At 62.3% G+C, this 18,882-nt stretch carries 17 protein-coding genes; 11 read left to right on the top strand and 6 right to left on the bottom strand.

The annotated features are described in order from the left end of the window. Nucleotides 1-24 precede the first annotated feature (24 nt). The gene (locus tag PMI32_RS14240) at nt 25-888 is read left to right on the top strand and encodes a LysR substrate-binding domain-containing protein (protein WP_008029619.1); all 864 of its coding nucleotides are present in this window, start codon (nt 25-27) and stop codon (nt 886-888) included. A gap of 102 nt (nt 889-990) precedes the next feature. Here PMI32_RS14240 and PMI32_RS14245 read toward each other — a convergent pair whose 3' ends face one another. Next, entirely contained in the window at nt 991-1,863 is an 873-nt protein-coding gene (locus PMI32_RS14245) for a LysR family transcriptional regulator (RefSeq protein ID WP_008029617.1), read from the bottom strand. A 268-nt stretch (nt 1,864-2,131) separates the two neighbouring features. On the opposite strand from PMI32_RS14245, the gene PMI32_RS14250 reads away from it, so the two are divergent. Beyond that, nucleotides 2,132-3,457 carry an MFS transporter gene (locus PMI32_RS14250; RefSeq protein WP_008029615.1) on the top strand — a complete coding sequence of 442 codons (1,326 nt, stop codon included), beginning with the start codon at nt 2,132-2,134 and terminating at the stop codon, nt 3,455-3,457. Nucleotides 3,458-3,461: 4 nt separating this feature from the next. Further along, nucleotides 3,462-4,859, top strand: a complete 1,398-nt coding sequence (locus PMI32_RS14255; protein WP_177318886.1) for an FAD-dependent oxidoreductase — start codon at nt 3,462-3,464, stop codon at nt 4,857-4,859. Here the strand turns inward: PMI32_RS14255 and PMI32_RS14260 are convergent, their stop codons facing one another. Further along, nucleotides 4,860-6,188: a type VI secretion system Vgr family protein gene (locus PMI32_RS14260; protein WP_008029613.1), complete on the bottom strand. Its 1,329-nt coding sequence runs from the start codon at nt 6,186-6,188 to the stop codon at nt 4,860-4,862. A gap of 219 nt (nt 6,189-6,407) precedes the next feature. On the opposite strand from PMI32_RS14260, the gene PMI32_RS14265 reads away from it, so the two are divergent. Continuing rightward, complete coding sequence (locus PMI32_RS14265; protein ID WP_008029612.1) at nt 6,408-7,112, top strand: YebC/PmpR family DNA-binding transcriptional regulator; 705 nt, start codon at nt 6,408-6,410, stop codon at nt 7,110-7,112. A gap of 140 nt (nt 7,113-7,252) precedes the next feature. On the opposite strand, the gene zapE is transcribed toward PMI32_RS14265, so the two are convergent. Next, on the bottom strand, nt 7,253-8,383 hold the full coding sequence (zapE, locus tag PMI32_RS14270) for a cell division protein ZapE (protein ID WP_032828771.1): 1,131 nt from the start codon (nt 8,381-8,383) through the stop codon (nt 7,253-7,255). 315 nt (nt 8,384-8,698) lie between these two features. Between zapE and PMI32_RS14275 the strand changes: the two genes are divergently transcribed. The 7 genes from PMI32_RS14275 (at nt 8,699) to PMI32_RS14305 (ending at nt 15,095) form a co-directional block, all read left to right on the top strand. Next, nucleotides 8,699-9,187, top strand: a complete 489-nt coding sequence (locus PMI32_RS14275) for a Csu type fimbrial protein (RefSeq protein WP_177318885.1) — start codon at nt 8,699-8,701, stop codon at nt 9,185-9,187. Between the two features lie 106 nt (nt 9,188-9,293). Beyond that, entirely contained in the window at nt 9,294-9,818 is a 525-nt protein-coding gene (locus PMI32_RS14280) for a Csu type fimbrial protein (RefSeq protein WP_008029609.1), read from the top strand. Between the two features lie 20 nt (nt 9,819-9,838). Beyond that, on the top strand, nt 9,839-10,372 hold the full coding sequence (locus PMI32_RS14285; RefSeq protein ID WP_008029608.1) for a Csu type fimbrial protein: 534 nt from the start codon (nt 9,839-9,841) through the stop codon (nt 10,370-10,372). 4 nt (nt 10,373-10,376) lie between these two features. Next, nucleotides 10,377-10,877, top strand: coding sequence for a Csu type fimbrial protein (locus PMI32_RS14290; RefSeq protein ID WP_032828770.1), 501 nt, complete (start codon nt 10,377-10,379; stop codon nt 10,875-10,877). Between the two features lie 44 nt (nt 10,878-10,921). Continuing rightward, nucleotides 10,922-11,710 carry a fimbrial biogenesis chaperone gene (locus tag PMI32_RS14295; RefSeq protein WP_008029605.1) on the top strand — a complete coding sequence of 263 codons (789 nt, stop codon included), beginning with the start codon at nt 10,922-10,924 and terminating at the stop codon, nt 11,708-11,710. Nucleotides 11,711-11,763: 53 nt separating this feature from the next. After that, nucleotides 11,764-14,124 (top strand): fimbria/pilus outer membrane usher protein, encoded by a 2,361-nt coding sequence (locus tag PMI32_RS14300; RefSeq protein ID WP_008029604.1) that lies wholly within the window; start codon nt 11,764-11,766, stop codon nt 14,122-14,124. Next, nucleotides 14,121-15,095, top strand: a complete 975-nt coding sequence (locus PMI32_RS14305) for a Csu type fimbrial protein (RefSeq protein WP_008029602.1) — start codon at nt 14,121-14,123, stop codon at nt 15,093-15,095. The genes PMI32_RS14300 and PMI32_RS14305 overlap by 4 nt, the downstream gene beginning before the upstream one ends. Before the next feature lie 131 nt (nt 15,096-15,226). On the opposite strand, the gene PMI32_RS14310 is transcribed toward PMI32_RS14305, so the two are convergent. From PMI32_RS14310 to PMI32_RS14320, 3 genes are read right to left on the bottom strand one after another with little or no spacing between them, the layout of a single operon-like run. Then, on the bottom strand, nt 15,227-16,273 hold the full coding sequence (locus tag PMI32_RS14310) for an ABC transporter substrate-binding protein (protein WP_008029601.1): 1,047 nt from the start codon (nt 16,271-16,273) through the stop codon (nt 15,227-15,229). Nucleotides 16,274-16,291: 18 nt separating this feature from the next. After that, complete coding sequence (locus PMI32_RS14315) at nt 16,292-17,407, bottom strand: NAD(P)/FAD-dependent oxidoreductase (protein WP_008029598.1); 1,116 nt, start codon at nt 17,405-17,407, stop codon at nt 16,292-16,294. Then, on the bottom strand, nt 17,404-18,759 hold the full coding sequence (locus PMI32_RS14320; protein WP_008029596.1) for an FAD/NAD(P)-dependent oxidoreductase: 1,356 nt from the start codon (nt 18,757-18,759) through the stop codon (nt 17,404-17,406). Before PMI32_RS14320 ends, PMI32_RS14315 begins: the two co-directional genes overlap by 4 nt. Nucleotides 18,760-18,882: the final 123 nt, after the last annotated feature.

Here is an 18,882-nt window from a genome sequence, read left to right as displayed (position 1 = left end):
GCCAGCCATCAGTGAGGGTTATTCATGAACCTGTTCCAGCTCCGCGCTTTCGATGCGGTGGCCCGCGAGGGCAGCTTCACCCGGGCCGCCGCACGGCTGTTCATCAGCCAACCGGCGGTCACCGGGCACATCAAGGCGTTGGAGGAGCACTACCAGATCACCTTGCTGCGGCGCACCGCGCGGCGGGTCGAACTGACGGAGGAGGGCACCAAACTCGCTGCGATCACCCGGGCGATGTTTGGTCTGGCCGAAGAAGCGCAAGTGATGCTGGAGGCCAATCGGCAATTGCTCACCGGGCGTCTGGAAGTGGCGGCGGACGGGCCGCACATGGTCATGCCGATGCTCGCGAGCCTGCGCGCTCGGTATCCGGGGATCACCGTGAACCTGCGCCTGGGCAATGCGCAGGAAACCCTGGCGGCGCTGTTGTCGGAACATGCCGATGTGGCGGTGCTGACCGAGGTTGAGCCGCGCAAAGGGTTGCATTTGCAGGCGCTGAGCGAGTCGCGGATTTGTGCGCTGGTGCCTGAGGGGCATGCTTGGGCGCAGCGTTCGAAAGGGGTGCCGCTGAAGGAGCTGGATCAGGTCATCATGGTGTTGCGCGAACCGAGTTCGATTACTCGACGCACGTTCGATGACGCTTGCGCTCAGGCGAAGGTGAGCCCTCGGGTGTTGCTGGAACTGGACAGTCGCGAGGCGGTGACCGAGGCCGTCGCGGCGCAGTTGGGGGTTGGCGTGGTGTCGTCGGTGGAGGTCAGCCACGACCCGCGGGTGGCGGCGGTGCCGATTATTGGTGAGGGGTTGGTGAACCGGCACATGATCGGGTGCATGGAGCGGCGGCGGGATTTGCGCTTGATTCAGGCGTTTTTCGAGTTGGCGCCGGTCAGTTAGACCGTGGCGCGGCCATCGCCGGCAAGCCAGCTCCTACAGGGGTATGTGAGCGCCACGGATCCAGTGTAGGAGCTGGCTTGCCGGCGATGGGGCCAGAAGGGTCTACACCAGACTCTCGCGCACCATCTCCAGAAACGTCGCCACCACCCGTCGCGAACTCTGCTCGCGCAAACACACCAGCGTTTCCGTCAGCCGCCGCTTGCAGTCGGTGATCGGCAGCGCACACACCCGCGAATCCGCACCAAACTCTGCCGCCGAGACCACGCCCACCCCAATCCCTACGACCACCGCCTCACGCGCCGCCTCCCGGCCTTCGACCTGAATCGCCGGGCGAATCCGAAACCCGGCGCCGGCCATTTCCTCCTCCAGTGTCTGACGCGTCACCGAGCCGATTTCCCGCAGCACCAGCGGCGTGTCGTCGAGGTCCGCGAGGCAGATCGACTCGCGGTCGGCCCACGGATGATTGCGCGAAACAAACGCCACCATCGGGTCATTGCGCAGCGGCAGCGAGATCAATCGTTCATCGCTGACATCGCGCCCGAGCAACGCCAGGTCAGCCTGATAGTTGAACAGCCGAAACAGCGATTCATCAGTGTTGCCGGTTTCGATCTTCACGCTGATGCCGGGGTAGCGCTCGCAGAACCGCGCAATCTGCGGCAGCACGTGCACCGGCGCGTCCACCGCCAGAATCAGGCTGCCGGTCTGCAACGCCTGCGAGTCCTGAAGCAACTCCTGCGCCTCGGCTTCGATGACGAACAATCGCTGGGTAATGCTCAACAAGCGCTCACCCAGATCGGTCAGGCGCACTGAACGTTTGTTGCGGTGGAACAGCAATACCCCGAAGCGCTCTTCGAGCTTGCGCACCTGGTCGGAAATCGCCGGTTGCGTGAGAAAAAGCCGCTCGGCGGCTTTGGTGAAGCTTCCGTGAACAGCCACGGCATGGAAGGCTTTGAGCTGGGCGTGGGAAACCGACATCGAAACCTCCAGTAACAAGCTGAGCTTATATTGGAAATACGATAAATCGATTTCACTTATTAATCAGTAATTGTTTTTATCGGCTCCAGTCGCGGTGACTGGTCAGTCGAACAGCCTCCGTGACCATGAGCCTGCGCGTGCAATTGCAGGACTCATCTGACCGGTATCGCCAAAGGGACGCAGCGATATCGCAGTGCTCAACAATAAAAAACACAGGCGTTTTCTTCCAATTCTGCCGGCACACTCACACCCTGAGGTCAGAACCACAATGAACAAGCACATCGGCACCATCAAGCGTTGGCGCGTGCAGATCTTCGCGATCACCTGGCTCGCCTACGCCGCTTTCTACTTCACCCGCAAAGCCTTTTCCGTGGCCAAACTGGGGATCGCCGAAGACCCCACCTTCATGCTCGACAAAATGGCCATGGCCAACCTCGACGCCATCTACCTCGCGGCCTACGCCATCGGCCAATTCACCTGGGGCATCCTCGCCGACCGCTTTGGCCCACGGGTCGTGGTGCTCGGCGGCTTGCTGATTTCTGCTGCGGCTGCGCTGGTGATGGGCAGCTTCGCAACGTTACCGATTTTCGCCACCTGCATGCTGATTCAAGGGCTGGCCCAGTCCACCGGATGGTCGGGGCTGTGCAAGAACATCGGCAGTTTCTTCCCCGCTGAACAGCGCGGGCGAGTGCTGGGTTTGTGGAGTTCCTGCTATGCCTTTGGCGGGCTCGTGGCGTCGCCGTTTGCCGGTTGGTGGGCGTACACGCTCATCGGTAGCTGGCATGCGGCGTTCTTTTCCAGTGCGGCGGTGGTTGGGCTGGTCGCCGTGCTGTTTTTTATTTTGCAACGCAACAAACCGCAAGACGTTGGCTTGCCAGCGATCGAACCGGAACCAGAGATGACCGCCGAAGAGGCACATGCGCAAAGCAAGATCAGCGTGCTGGAACCGCTGAAGGAAATCCTGCGCAACCGCACGGTGCTGGTTCTCGGGCTCGCGTACTTCCTGCTGAAACCGGCGCGCTACGCGATTCTGTTGTGGGGGCCGGTGATCGTTTTCGAGCAGATGCCGACCGTGGGCAAGGTCGGTGCGGCGATCATCCCGACGGCGTTTGAACTGGCCGGGTTGCTTGGGCCGATCCTGCTCGGGCTGGCCTCGGACAAACTGTTCGGCGCCCGACGCATGCCGGCCTGCGTGATCAGTTTGCTTGCGTTGACCATTTCGCTGGCGTTGTTCATGGGCGCCTTGCACACCGGCAGTGTGATGCTGGTGGTGGCGCTGCTGTTCGTGATGGGCCTGACCCTGTACGGACCGGACTCGATGATCAGCGGCGCGGCGGCCATCGATTTCGGCACCGCCAAGGCCGGCGCTACGTCGGCGGGCTTCGTCAACGGTTGCGGCTCGGTCGGGGCGATTCTCGGCGGTTTGCTGCCGGGCTACTTCGACTCGGTCACCGTGTTCATTATCTTCGCCGGCTGCGCCTTGTTTTCAGCGCTGGTGCTGATCCCCTACTGGAATAGCCGCCCGGCTGGCCTGCGTGGCGAAACTGCATTCGTGCCGAACCGGCCGATGAGCGTCAAACCCCTGCGTACCTGAGGAAATACCGATGAGACCTTTCTGGCTGGAACAGGCGCTGGCGGCTGAGTCGTGCGCGCCGTGTGAACCTTTGCCCGGCGACACCCGCGCCGATGTCTGCATCGTCGGCGGTGGCTACACCGGTTTGTGGACTGCGATCATGCTCAAGGAGCAGAACCCGGAACTGGATGTGTTGCTGATCGAAGCCGACATCTGCGGTGCCGGCGCCAGCGGCCGCAACGGCGGTTGTGCGCTGTCGTGGTCGGCCAAGTATTTCACCCTGGAAAGGTTGTTCGGCGTCGAAGAGGCGGTGCGGCTGGTCAAGGAATCCGAGCGCAGTATCCATGCGATCGGCACCTTCTGCGAACAGTACGGCGTGGACGCCGATTACCGCCTCGACGGCACGCTCTACACCGCGACCAACCGCGCCCAATGCGGCTCGACCGACGCGGTGATCGCAGCGCTCGAACGCCACGGCATCAACTCGTTCACGCAACGGCCGGTGGCGGATGTGCAGCGCATGGCCGGTTCCCGAAAACACCTGGAAGGCTGGTTCTCACCGGCCGCCGCCAGCGTGCAACCGGGCAAACTGGTGCGCGGTTTGCGCCGGGTGGCGTTGCAGTTGGGCGTGAGGATTCATGAGAACACCGCGATGACCGGACTGGAGGAGGGCAAACCGGCAGGGATCCAGACCCCGCACGGCACTGTCCGCGCGGACCGGGTGGTGCTGGCGATGAACGCGTGGATGGCCCGCGCGTTCCCGCAGTTCGAGCGCAGTGTGGCGATTGTCTCCAGCGACATGCTGATCACCGAACCACGGCCGGACCTGCTCGACCAGATCGGATTGACCAGCGGTGTCACGGTGCTCGATTCACGGATTTTCGTGCACTACTACCACAACACCCCGGACGGCCGGATCATGCTCGGCAAGGGCGGCAACACGTTCGCTTACGGTGGCCGAATGCTGCCGGTGTTCGATCAGCCGTCGCCCTATGCAGGCCTGTTGCAGCACAGCCTCAGCGAGTTTTTTCCGGCGTTTGCCGAGGTCAAAGTCGAAGCGACGTGGAACGGTCCGTCGGATCGCTCGGTCACCGGTTTACCGTTCTTCGGCCAGATGAGCGCCCACGGGAATGTGTTCTACGGCTTCGGTTATTCCGGCAGCGGGGTCGGGCCCTGTCACATGGGCGGGCAGATTCTCGCTTCAATGGTTCAGGGGCTCGACAATGCCTGGACCCGTTCACCGCTGGTCAACGGTCCCTTGGGCTTCTTCCCGCCGGAGCCGATTCGCTACCTCGGTTCGCTGATGGTGCGCAACGCCATCCGCCGCAAGGAGCGTGCCGAAGATCACGGGCGTCGGCCACGGCATCTGGACGTGCGCCTGGCGAAATTCGCGGCGGCAGCGGGCAAGGCGGACAAGGGCTGATCAGGCCTGACGGTTGATCAGCCAATCGAGCAGCAGCCGGTCATCGCCGCGTGGTTGTCGGGTGGTTCGAGGCACTGGCGGATGGCTCGCCGTCGCGCACAACACCGGACGGTCCGGATCGCTGTCGAGAAAACTGATGAGCACCTCGGTGCCGGCGACCGGCAGCTTCGACGGATCGATCCGACCGTCCGCTGTGGCGAGAGCCAGGGGCAGCCAAAGGCCGGGGGATTCATCGTCATCGGACTCCGGGGTGGGCCACAACCTGACCTGTATCCGGCCTTGTTCATCCAGCACCGCAGGCTGGCCGACCGGGCCGAGCACCCGCGCGGTCTGGAAGCCCGGAATGCCGGGCCTGGCGTGTGTCAGCGCGGGGCGGAACACCGTTGACCACGCAATGGCGGTGAACTGATTGCTGTAACGCCGGCTCATGTCGCTGGTGGCCGGGGCGAGAATCGACGGTTGCTGTCCCTGATGACGGAGCTCGATCAGCAGCCATTGATCGTTGAAGTTCTGCAACGGATGTTCCGACACTTGCACGATGCGTCCGCTGCGCAATTCGCTGTGATTGCTTTGACCCTGTATCTGCCGATGCAGACAGCGCAAGCGCTCGAGTATTCGGCGGCTGAGCCGTTCGCGATCGAGCGGTGGCGGGGCGGGGTGCGCGCAGAGTGGCGGTGAGGTGTGCCGCTGGAACAGTTCGTTGATCACCGGCCCGTTCGCGTGCCCGGGAGTGTCGCCATGAAACGGCGTCAGCAGCGGTTCCTGGGGGAAACTCAGGCAGTCATCCGCGAGCACCAGCACATGGCCGTCGCATTGATGTTCGAAGTGATAGTGGATGCCTTCTTCTTCGCAGAGGCGTTGCAGGAACGTCAGGTCGCTCTCGTCAAACTGAATGCAAAACGGCCTGACGGGATAACGCCCGTTCGGCAGCTCCAAACGATAGCTGTCTTCGGGCACTGAGTTTTCTGCGAGTAACTGGCGCAGGATCGCTGGCACATTGAGTTGATGAAACACCCGGCGGCAACGCTGCCGGTCGAGGTTTTGCAGCCAGGGCACCACCACCAGTCTGTACCCGATCCAGTGTGGGCCGCGATGTTCGTGGCTGACGCTGTGGACGACGCCATGAATACCAAGGCCTTGCGTCAGGCTGAGGAACACCGGTTGTTGCAACAGGCGATCCGGGCTCATCGCCGGTGACAGGCCGATCACTTCGATATCGAATCGATAGGGCTGGTTGAGCGCTTCATGGCCACTGAACTGAACCACCTGCCAACTCAAATCGGCTTCCAGCAGTGTCAGGGTGAAGGGACTTTCCTTGTCGTTGTGCATCAATCGCGCTTCTGCCAGGGAGTACGGGCACAGAGGGTACGAAACCGTGGCCCTTTATGGTCACCGCAAATCGACGTTTCAGAATCGCCCTACAACCAGCGGTGAAGAAGTCGATTCGACAGGATGGATTTTTTGGTCGATTGCCAACTTTAGGCCGTATAAACTTGCGCAAAGCGTCGGCCAATAGATGTCTCGGCGCCATAGATAAGAGAGTGAGTAATGGGCGCACAGTGGAAGGTTAAACACAAAGAAGCGGCAGCCAACGCCAAGGGCAAGATCTTCGGCAAACTGGTGAAAGAAATCACCATTGCTGCGCGTAACGGTGCCGATACCGCGACCAACGCACACCTGCGTCTGGTGGTCGAACAGGCAAAAAAGGCGTCGATGCCCCGCGAAACCCTGGAACGTGCGATCAAGAAGGGTTCCGGCCAGCTCGGTGAAACCGTGCAATACCATCGCGTGACCTACGAAGGGTTCGCGCCGCACCAGGTGCCGCTGATCGTTGAATGCGTGACCGACAACATCAACCGTACCGTCGCTGAAATCCGCGTCGCGTTCCGCAAGGGCCAACTCGGCGCCTCCGGTTCCGTTGCGTGGGACTTTGACCATGTGGGCATGATCGAGGCATCCCCGGACAGCCCGGATGCCGATCCGGAAATGGCCGCTATCGAAGCGGGCGCACAGGATTTCGAACCTGCGGATGACGGCGCCACCCTGTTCATCACCGAAGCGACCGATCTGGATTCGGTGCAGAAAGCCTTGCCTGAGCAGGGTTTCACCGTGTTGTCGGCGAAGCTGGGCTACAAGCCGAAGAACCCGGTCAGCGGCCTGAGCGACGAGCAGATGGCTGAGGTTGAAGCGTTCCTGGAAGGCCTCGACAACCACGATGATGTGCAGGACATGTTTGTCGGTCTGGCTGGGTAATTTGCTTCTTCAGTGATACCGCTATCGCCGGCAAGCCGGTCTCGCTCCCACAGTTGACCGCATTCGTCCAAACAACTCGGTCTAATGTGGGAGCGAGCCTGCTCGCGAAAAGGGTGGGTGCTCCGCGCCCAATCCTGTGTTCAGACCGTCTCCCTGACCTCCACCAATTGCCCCAACCGGCTGCGCGTGCGCGCCAGGTCAATGGCATCGCCGCCCAGGCTTTCGCGCAACGAACGGTGGCCGAGCAGGATCAGGTGCTTGTCCTGGTCGTACAAAACGTCCACCAGATTGATGAAACGCTGCTGCGCGGCAATCGAGCAGTCGGCGAGGTTGGGCAGTTTATCGATGATCCAGTGGTCGAAACGTCGGCACAGCTCCAGGTAATCCATGACCGCCGTGGGGTGGTCGCACAGATCGCCGAAGGTGAAACCGATGGTGCGTCCTGCGCAATAACGGGCTGGAAGATGCCGGTTGCCGACGGGCAAAGGAATGGACGGTGCATCGGGCTCGGGCAGGTTCAGTGCCTGACGTTGCGCCAGCGTAGCCGGCCAGACGTAGTGACCCTGGGTAAACAACTGCTGGGCGTGGGTTCTCGCCTGACTGCGATAGTCGTGCGGGCCGCCGACTTCCATGACTTGCATGCGCGCATTGATCAGGTCGATCACCGGTTTGAAGCGCGCGTGGTAGAGCGGGTTTGGCAGCAAGCCCTCAGGCGGGTAGTTGGAGGTCACCAGCAGCAGAATGCCTCGGCGAAACAGAGCCTTGAACAGCCGCGCGATGAGCATCGCGTCGCCAATGTCGTGGACGTGAAACTCGTCGAAACACAGCACCCGGCAATCGTTCAGCAAGTCGTCGAGTGTCGTCGCCAGCGCATCCGGGTGATCGCGATGACTGAACATGCCTTGGTGCAGTCGAGCGAAAAACTCGTGGAAGTGCAGTCGCTGTTTTTCCGCGATCGGCAGCGCCTGGAAAAAGCCGTCGAGCAACCAGCTCTTGCCACGCCCCACGGCGCCGTACAGATACAGGCCCGGCAGCGTTTTCGCCGAAGTGCCGAGCAGTGCCGCAGCGTGCTGCGCCATGCAGTCGACCACGCGCTGCTGGCTGTGGCTGAGGGTGTAACCCTGTGCGTGGGCCTTGTGCCGGAAATAGTCGTGGACCACGCGCCCCATCGCTGAATGAGCGGCGGAGGTGGTCGATGCCTTGCCGAAGAGACGGCGCAGCGCGGGCCAGCGTGGTGTGAATCGCGAACGGTTGGGCGGTCGAACGGCCACTGTGTCACCCCGTAATCGTCAGGCAGGCTCCCCGAGCTGCGGCGGCCTAGTGTAACCAAATGGGGAAATTTGCTTCCAGTTGTGTCGACGGGCGTGGGGTGTAGTTGGACGGAATTGTGCGGTGTGTACAGCTTATTGGGCGTAGGGGTTGTGGGGTTTTGCCAGCAATTCGACATAAAAGTTCATTCCTTCGGTGGATCCAATTTTTTCGGGCCACTGGAAAATCTTCGGGGCGTTGCTAATCTGATTTTTTAGAAGCCCCCCCACAAGGAATCGGCCGTGAATGGAATCAATGCATGGGCAGTCTTGGGCGTGATGCTCAGTGCGCAAGTATCGGCCGCAGAACTTCAGGTGCAAGTGCGTGTCGACGTGCTGCGCGGCTGTCAGTTGGTCGGCCAGCAACGCAGCGCGGGCGTCGAGCAACTGGGGGTGCTGGACTTCGGCAATACCGCGCGCCTGGACGATCCCGCCGGGCCTTTGGCGGCGGCGCTGGTGAACGAGCGCCTGCCCCGACTCGAATGCAATCCCGACACTCCTTATCAACTCCGGGTCGACGGCGGCCTGCACGGTGGCGTCGGTGACACGCGTTACATGGCCGGTTCCGCCGGCAGCAAACCCATTCCCTATCGGCTCTATCAGGACCCTGCGCGGTTGATCCCGCTGGCGGTGGACGTCCCGGTGAGCGGCCGTGTGCCGGATACCGGTTCAGTCGATTTACCGCTGTATGCACGCATCGAACCGCTGGCGGAAATTCCCCGGGTCAGTCGCTATTCCGACCTGTTGAAAGTGACCGTCACCTGGTAGCGGCAACTGTGTAACTGCCGCCAATGGATTCGGCTGGCGCAGGGAAGGGGGCGCTCCTCGTTGTGCGCCTGGGTTCTGGAGTCCTGATGGAATTGGGATTGGCGTTATGACAAGCAAACTCTGGATATTGATGGCCGTGGGTGCAGGGGTATTGCTGACGGGGGGCGCGCAAGCGGCGATCAGCGGGCAGATCCATGCGCGACTGACCATCATCGCCGGTTGTGAAGTGACCAATGGCGGCAGCCCGGTCAGTGATTTCGGCACGCTGGATTTCGGCCAGCAAGGCCCGACCTGGACCAACCCGATCAAAGCCCGCCTCGGTGCTGACGGTCGCGGCAGATTGAACGTCGCCTGCACCCCTTCGGTCACCGGCTTCACCGTCACCATCGATGGCGGCACCCATGGTGACGGCACCACCCGGCGCCTGAGCAACGGCAGCCAGACCCTGCCTTATCAATTGTTCCTCGATGCATCCGGAAGCCAGAGCTACAGCATCGGCCAACAACACAACTTCGCCGTTACCAGCGGGGCCCAGATACCGATTCCGGTGTTTGGCTCGGTAGTGGCGAATACCCGCGCGATACCGGCCGGGGTCTATACCGACACCCTGACCGTGACGCTCGATTGGTAAACCCGTAGAGGACGGACACCATGCGCATGCTCGTATCAAGGATAGTTTTGTCACTGCTTGGCCTGACGCTGGTGTCCGGCGCGCAGGCGGCCACCACGGTCACCGGCCAGATCTCTGCCAGCCTGATTCTGATCAGCAGCTGTCAGGTAAATGGTGCGGGTGGCTCCAGCGGGCTGAACTTTGGTGCCTTGAACTTCGGCACCGACAACAGCCTGTTCACCACGAAAGATGCACAAGTCATGGGCGGTGGCGTGGCGCTGTCGATCCTCTGCTCCAGCGGCACCACGCCAACGGTCAAGGTGCGTGCCGGTGCCCACGACGGACTGTCGGCGGGCGGTTCTCGCGCGCTGTACGACGGTGTCGCCAACTACGTGCCGTACGACTTGTACACCGATTCCGGGCACTCGCAGCTTTTAGCCATTGACGGGGTGATCAACCTTGACCCCAGCACCGGCGTGGCGCAGACCGTGAACATCTACGGTCAGGCGAAGGGCAAGGTCGGGCTGCCGGCCGGTACGTACAGCGACACGATTTCCGTCGAACTGACGTTCTAGGGCGATGAACCGCCATGGATGGGTGGCGATGGCGCTGTTGTGCGCGGCCGGTGTGCCGTTGCCGCTGGCAGCGGTGACCAGCCAGAGTTTCCTGGTCAGCGCCACGGTCACTGCGGGTTGTCTGGTGGTCGGCGGGGTGTCGAACTACGGCAGCCTGAATTACGGCAGCCAATCGGCGCTGGCCACCGGCACGGTGCAAGTGGCGCTGACGGGGGATGTACAGCTGCAATGCACACCGGGCGTGACCATGAACATGACCGTCGATGGCGGCCAGTACAACAGCAGCGGGCGACACCTGCAGCTGACCACCGGCAGCAACCGCGTTTCGTACCAGCTGTTTCGCGACGCGGCTTACAGCCAAAGCCTGGGGATCGGCCAGAGCGTCGCGGTGGCATATACGGACGCAAACAACATCCGCCTGCCGATTTACGGTCAGGTGCAGTTACCGGGCAATCAGCCTGGGGGGACTTACAGCGATGTGCTGCAAGTGCAGCTGTCGTGGTAACGCGGCGTTTTTGATCGGGCCTGACAGGCACAAGGAGTAGGCAAATGGATTTACCCGCGCGGCGGCATTCTGTTGTGCGTCAGGCAGTGTTGGCGATGCTGCTGTTGGGGGCGGTCAAGGTGCAGGCGGCCAGTTCGGTGCTGATCTGGCCGATCGATCCCGTGCTGGAGGCCGATCAGCAGGCCAGTGCCTTGTGGCTGGAAAACCGTGGCAACGAGACTGCGAATTTGCAGATCCGGGTGTTCGCCTGGAGCCAAAGCGGTTTCAACGACCAATACCAGAACCAGCGCGACGTGATTGGCAGCCCGCCGGTGGCGAAAATCGAACCGGGCCAGAAACAACTGGTGCGCCTGACCCGTACCCGGGAGATCCCACCGGGGCAGGAACTGGCTTATCGCATCATCATCGATGAAATCCCTTCGGCCACTGCGCCCGCCGGCGAAAGCGGCAAGACGGCGGCGGCCATTCGGTTCCAGATGCGTTATTCGGTGCCGCTGTTTGCTTACGGCGCGGGGTTGTGGAGCAAGGAAGACACCAGTCGCAAGCGTGATCCCAAAGGCGCGGGGCTGCCGGATTTGAGCTGGCGCACGGTGGCGGTGGACGGTCGCCCTTATGTGGAAGTGCGCAATCAGGGGGCGGTGCATGCGCGGTTGACGGACGTGGCGCTGAAGCAGGGAGGCCAGACAAAACCTCTGGTGGAAGGCCTGCTCGGTTATGTGCTGCCGGGCGCGATCATGCGCTGGCCGGCGCCCGGTCCGATGGCGCAAGACCCGACGTTGCAGGTGCGGGTGAATGGTTCGCCGCAGGTACAAAGCATTACGCCCGCGCGCTGATCTGCAACTGACGGGAAAGGGAGGCAGGGTCCATCGACGGACGTAAAGCGGTAATGAGCCCGCATCGGGCCCGCAGTTTCCAGCGTCCGTTGATCTGCGCCATGAGCTGTGTGGGTTGCCTGGCGTTCGCTCACCCGTCCCTGGCCGGTGATTTGCCGCCGCCACCCGGCAGCATGGAGGCCGTGGCTGATGCGCAGTTGTTTCTGGAGTTGGTGGTCAATCAAATGAATACCGGACACGTCGTGGCGGTGGAGCAACGCAACGGGCGGCTTTTCCTGTCGGCCAACGCGTTGCGTGACACCGGTATGAAACTGCCGGACACCCTCGGCGCCGAAGTCGACCTCGACAGCCTGTCGGGCCTGCACAGCGAGTACGACAGCGCCGGTCAGCGCCTGCTGCTCGACGTACCGCCCAGCTGGCTGCCGGAGCAATTCGTCGGCAATCGTGACGCCTACCCGCGCACTCCGGCCCTGAGCAGTTTCGGTGCCTTGTTCAACTACGACCTGTACCTAAACGACACCGATGATGCTGGCACTTACCTCGCGGCCTGGAACGAAGTGCGACTGTTCGACAGCTGGGGCACGCTGTCCAACACCGGGCAATACCGGCGCACGTTGTCCGGCGATTCGGTCAGTACGCTGAACAATGGCTACCTGCGTTACGACACCACCTGGCGCTACTCCGATGACGAGCGATTGCTGACCTACGAGGCCGGTGACCTGGTCAGCGGCGCATTGCCCTGGAGCAGTTCGGTGCGCTTGGGCGGGGTGCAGTTGTCGCGGGATTTCGGCGTGCGCCCGGACCTGGTGACTTATCCGTTGCCGCAGTTTGCCGGGGAAGCGGCGGTGCCATCCTCGGTCGACCTGTTCATCAACGGCTACAAATCCAGCAGCGCCGACCTGCAACCCGGCCCCTACACGCTGACCAATATTCCGTTCATCAACGGCGCCGGCGAAGCCGTGGTGGTCACCACCGATGCCCTCGGTCGGCAGGTCTCGACCACCGTGCCGTTTTACGTCACCAGCAGTTTGCTGCAAAAGGGCCTGAGCGACTTTTCCGTGGCGGCCGGTACCTTGCGCCGCGATTACGGCATCAGCGATTTTGGTTACGGTCCGGGTGTTTCATCGGGCAGTCTGCGCTACGGCCTGAGCGACAATTTCACCCTGGAAAGCCACGCCGAAGCGTCGGACTCACTGACCCTCGGCGGTGTCGGCGGCAACCTGCGCCTGGGCAATTTCGGGGTACTCAATACCGCACTCAGCCAAAGCCGGTTCGATGGCGACAGCGGTCAACAACTGAGCCTGGGTTATCAATACAGCAGCCAGCGCTACAGCTTCTCTTATCAACGCCTGCAACGTCGCGACCAATACGCCGATCTGACCGTGGTCGACAGTCCTTTCACCACCCTCAGCAAACGCAGCGAACAGGCGACCCTTAGCCTGAATCTCAATGCCTGGGGCAGCCTCGGCGTCGGGTATTTCGACGTGCGCGCGGCGGATGATTCACGCACCCGTTTGCTCAACCTGACCTGGAGCAAACCGCTATGGCACAACAGCAGTTTCTACCTGTCGGCCAACCGCGAAATCGGCGACAGCAACTGGGCGGTGCAGGCGCAACTGGTGATCCCGTTCGACTTGCGCGGCAGCCTGGCACTCAGCAGTGAACGCAGCAAGACCGGGCAGAGCCAGCAGCGGGTCAATTACAGTCGCGCCGTGCCGACTGAAGGCGGGGTGGGGTTCAACCTCGGTTATGCCCACGGCGACGGCCCGGCCTATCGTCAGGCCGACCTGACCTGGCGCCTGCAGTCGGTGCAATTGCAGGCCGGTGTGTACGGCAACAGCGACGCCGAAACCCGTTGGGCCGATGCCAGCGGATCGCTGGTGTGGATGGACCGCCAGGTGTTTGCCGCCAACCGCATCGACGATGCCTTTGTGGTGGTCAGCACCGATGGTTACGCCGACATTCCGGTGCGTTACGAAAACCAGCAGGTCGGCCAGACTGATCGCAATGGCCACCTGCTGGTGCCGTGGAGCAGCGCCTATTACCGCGGCAAGTACGAGATCGATCCACTGAACCTGCCGGCCAACGTGCGCAGCCCGAACGTCGAACAGCGGATTGCCGTGCGCCGTGGCAGCGGTTATTTGCTGACGTTTCCATTGAGCCGGGTGATCGCCGCGAGCATCGTCCTGGTGGATGCGCAGCAGCGAGAGCTGCCCCTGGGCAGCGGTGTCGTGCATGAGCAAAGCGGCACGCAAACAGTGGTCGGATGGGACGGTCTGGTGTACCTGGAAAATCTTCAGGCGCAGAACACATTGCAGGTGACGCTGGCCGACGGGAAAACCTGCCGCGTCCAGTTCGCGGTGGACATGAATCAGGATCAGATTCCGCTGATCGGGCCGTTGGTGTGCCAATGAGTGCCGTGAAATGGCTGGTGCTGCTGGCGGTCTGGTTGCCAGGCTCGGCATGGGCGTTGTGTTCGGTGGTGGTCCCTGCCACTGCGGTGGCATTCGGTTCGGTGAGCTCGATTGCGGTGCGTACCGCCGTGCAGAACAGTTCAAGCCTCAACGCCGGTTTGAGTTGCACCGGCTCATTGGTCTCGTTGCTGACCAACAATGACCATTTCTACGCCACGATTACCTCGACTCAAACCGGACTGCTCGGGCCGACCGGAGACGTCATCGGTTACACGCTGTATGCCAACAACACCACCAGTTACCCGATCGAACGTGGCACGCCCTTCGACTTCGCGCGCAACGGGATCATTGATGCGCTGGGGCTACTGGGCAGCGTGGTGCCGAAAACCGCACCGATTTATCTGGGGACAATCACGGGCAGTAACGTGGCGGCGGGTATCTATACCGAGACCCTGAGCATTGCCTGGAGCTGGAATTATTGCTCCGGCATTGGCGCCGGCAGTGTTTGCCTGGGGCGCGATATCAGCAGCGGCACCACCAGCATGACCGTCACCCTGACGGTCGCCAATGACTGCACCATCACCGCGCCGAACATCAGTTTCGGCAGCGCGCCGGTCGTCAGTGCCTTTGCGCCGGTTACCGGCCAGACAATCAGCCTCGCCTGCACCAAGGGCAGCGCTTACACCGTAGGCTTGGGCGACGGTCTGCAGGCAGCCAGTGTTGGCGGGCGACGACGGATGGCTTTCGGCGGTAATTACCTGGCATATGACATCTTCAAAAGCGCCGGCACCACCCGCTGGGGCAGTGTCGGCAGTGCTCGCCGGGCCAGCACCGATGCCGAGGTCAATCCCGGTAACGGTTTGGGCTCCGGGAGCCAGATCTTCAATTACAACGCGAAAATCTACACCGACCAGACCACACCACCGGCGGGCACGTATCAGGACAGTGTGATTCTGGATGTGGGGTTTTGACCTTTGTAGGAGCGAGCTTGCTCGCGATGGTGTATCAGTCACATTGATGTCGACTGACACACCATCGTCGGAACGCCGCCCGGAGCAAGCTCGCTCCTACAGGGTTTTGTTGCGTTTGAACGATCAGTGAACTACCGCTCGATACTACGATTCCACCGCGCATTCCACGCCGGGCGCTGTTCGTTGACCTGGTCCCAGTCGATGGCAATCGCCGTTGTCAGATACTGCTTCATCGCTTCGACCTGGCCACGGGTTTTGTCCGTGGTCGGGGTGTTCGGGTTGGACGGGATCTGATCGCCATCTTCAAGTGCAGCGGCTTGCGCCTCGGGGGTCAGCAGAAACGCGGCGAGTTTCTGCGCCAGTTCCGGTTGGGTGTTGTTGGCGATGGCGCATTCGGCAACGTTGAGCACCACTGCGCCTTCCTTCGGTTGCGCATATTCGACCGGCATGCCTTTGAGTTTCAGCGCGGTGACCTGGGTCGGCGTCAGCGGGAACAGCGCCGCTTCGTCGGTCTGGAGCATTTCGGAAATCTTCGCCGAGCTCGGAATGTATTCCAGCACGTTGCGCCCGACGGTGTTCGGCCATGCCTTGAAGCCCGGCTCGACGTCGGTTTCGCTGCCACCCTGAATCCGGTTGAACATCAGGAAACCGTGCAGGCCAAAGGTCGAAGAAGCCATCGACTGGAACACCAGTTTGTCCTTGAAGCGCGGGTCGGCCATGTCCATCCACGAGGTCGGCGTCGCCCAGCCTTTTTCCTTGAACAACCGCGTGTTGTACGCCAGTCCCGTGACACCGAGGCTGACCGCCACGGCCTGGTCCTTGATACGGCCCTTGGCCGGAATCTGCGCCAGGGTCGGGCTGTCTTCGAGTTTGTCGCACAGGCCCATGGCGATGGCGCGGTACATGATGCCGTCGTCGAGGAACATCACGTGCATTTGCGGGTTGCCTTTGCTGGCCTGGACCTTGGCCAGAATATCGGCGGACGTGCCGGGCACGATCACCACTTTGACGTTGTTGGCCTTCTCGAAAACCGGCAGCACCTTGTCGGCGTAGAGCCGTTCCATGGTCCCGCCGTTCATGCCGAGGTAAAGCGTCGGTTCGGCCTGGGCCTGGGTGACCGTGAGCAGGGCGCTCAGGCACGAAAGTCCGAGCAGTGCAGTGCGTTTGACGTTATTCATTGGCGCGACCTTCCTCTATCAAGCAACGGAGATGGAGTGAAACCGGGTGATGGAAAACGCATCCAGCGACGTGGTTGAGGCGCCGCTGCAGATGATCTCGGTGAGCGCCTGGCCCACCGCTGGACCGATCTGGAAACCTGCGCCGGCAAAGCCGAACGCGTGCAACAGACCGGGTTGAGTGCCACTGTGACCGATCACCGGTTGGCGATCGGGCAAGTAACCTTCGGTGCCGCTCCAGGTACGAATCGCCTGGGCGCCTTCAAGAAATGGGTAAAGCTCTACGGCTTGGCGCAGGATTTCGATCACCGCGTGTTGACCGGGGCGGGCGCGCGCGCCGTCGAGGGCAAACCCCTGTCCGCCGCCCAACACGCAATTGCCGCGCGCGACCTGACGCGCATAAATACCGCCGCCCTCGACGCCGGTGCTGGCATCCATCACCCATGGCAAGGGTTCGGTGACCAACATCGCCGGGTGCCCGGCGTGCATCGGCACCGCTTCGTCGAACTGCGCGGCAAGGCTGCCGGCCCATGCGCCAGCGCAGTTCAGCAGCCAGGGCGCTTGCAGTTGCAGGCCGTTTTGCGTGCTGACGCAAAAGCGCTGACCGTCATGCTCCACGGCGCTCACCGCGCATTGTTCGTGGACTTGCGCGCCGTGGCGCTGTGCTGCCCGGGCAAATGCGGGTGAAACCAGTCGTGGGTTGGCGTGGCCGTCATCCGGGCAAAACGAAGCGCCGACCGCGACGTCGCCGACCCACGGAAAACGCGTGCGTAATTCACCGCGATCAAGCACCTGCAAATCGAGGCCGAAACCCTGACTGCTGGCGGCATAGTCCTGCAATGCGCGCAGGTCGTTGAGGCTGCGCGCCAGTTTCAAGTGACCGCTGCGCTGGTATTCACCGTCAATGCCGATCAACTGCGGCAACTGCCCCCAGATTTCGTGAGCCTGTTGCGACAGCGGCAGTTGCGACAACGGTCGGCCCTGACGCCGCACGCCGCCGTAGTTCACGCCGCTGGAGTGCGAACCGCAAAAATCGCGCTCCAGCAGCGCCACGCGACGGCCTGCCTTGCTCAGGAAGAGCGCGGCAGAGGCACCGACAATGCCGCCGCCAATGATCACTGCATCGACCTCGATCATGGCTCGACCTCCAGACCAAACGGCAACGGTTTGATCGGTGCCTGCGCCCGCAGGCGGCCGATGTCAGAGACGTTTCGCTGACTGGCGCAGGCAATGATTTCTGCGGCGGCAGCACCACACATGCGCCCCTGACAACGGCCCATGCCGACCCGGCAATGAGCCTTGACCCGGTTGATTTCCCAATGGCCCTCGCGCACGACGTCGCGGATGTCACCGGCGCGCACTTCTTCGCAGCGGCAGACCATCACGTCGTCAGGCGTGTCGGCCGCCCAGTTTTGTGGAAACACGAAAGCGCGTTCCAGGCCTTGGCGAAAGCTATCGATTCGTTCAAGTGCCTGCTCCAGTTGCACGCCACGCTTGGGCGCAACCCCGTGACCCATGTCTTCGAGCAAGGCGAGGGCGGCACGTTCGCCGGCCATTTCCGCCGCGTCGGCGCCCATGATGCCGGCGCCGTCGCCGGCCAGATAAACCTCGGCGACACTGCTGCGACCGGCGCTGTCACGCTGCGGCAGCCAGGCGCGGTTGAGCGGGTTCCAGGCGAATGCGCAGCCGAGCAAGTCGGCGAGTTGGGTTTCACTGCGCAGGCCATGGGCGAATGCCACGGCGTCGCAGTCCAGTTGATGTTCACCGTTTGAGTTGGCCCAACGCAGCGACTGCACGCGGTGTTCGCCATCGATGCGTTTCAAGGTTGCACCCTGATGCACCGGGATGCCGTGAGCGGTCAGCCAGCTGCGGTAATAAATGCCTTTGGCCAATGTGGCCGGTTGCGCCAACAGATCGGGCAGGGCGCGGGCCTGGGCGCTGAACGGCGAGCTGTCGAGCACCGCGACCACGTTCGCGCCGGCCTTGGCGTATTGATACGCCACCAGATACAGCAACGGTCCGCTGCCGGCGAACACTACGCGCTCACCGATGGCGCAGCCCTGGAATTTCAGGGCGATCTGCGCAGCGCCGAGGCTGTAGACGCCCGGTAGCGTCCAGCCCGGCACCGGCAAAATCCGGTCGGTGGCGCCCGTGGCGACAATCACCCGAGAGAACTCCAAGCGTGCGGCGCGTTGCTCGTGCAAGGTGTCGAGCGCGCCGGCCTCGGCGTTCCACACCAGGGTTTCAGGACGGTAATCGAGCTGCTCGCGCAACTCATCAATCGTCTGATGCAACGCCTTCGCCTTGCGCGCTTCAAAGCCATACAGCTTGACCGCCGAGCGCTTGAAATTCGCCGGCTGACGCCGATAAATCTGCCCGCCACCGCGCGCGGCTTCGTCCAGCAAAACCGGGCGCACACCATGCGCCACCAACGTCTGCGCCGCACGAATCCCGGCCGGCCCGGCCCCCACAACAACCACCGACTTCATACCCAACCCCTTGTAGGAGCTGGCTTGCCGGCGATGAGGCCCTCACATTCAACATCCATGTCGGCTGACCCACCGCCATCGCCAGCAAGCTGGCTCCTACAGTTGATTGGGGTTGGTCGCGAA

Source organism: Pseudomonas sp. GM60 (assembly GCF_000282415.1).
Classification (GTDB): domain Bacteria; phylum Pseudomonadota; class Gammaproteobacteria; order Pseudomonadales; family Pseudomonadaceae; genus Aquipseudomonas; species Aquipseudomonas migulae.
The sequence above is the reverse complement of the archived record's forward strand: the minus strand, read 5'-3'. Positions and strand labels throughout refer to the sequence as shown.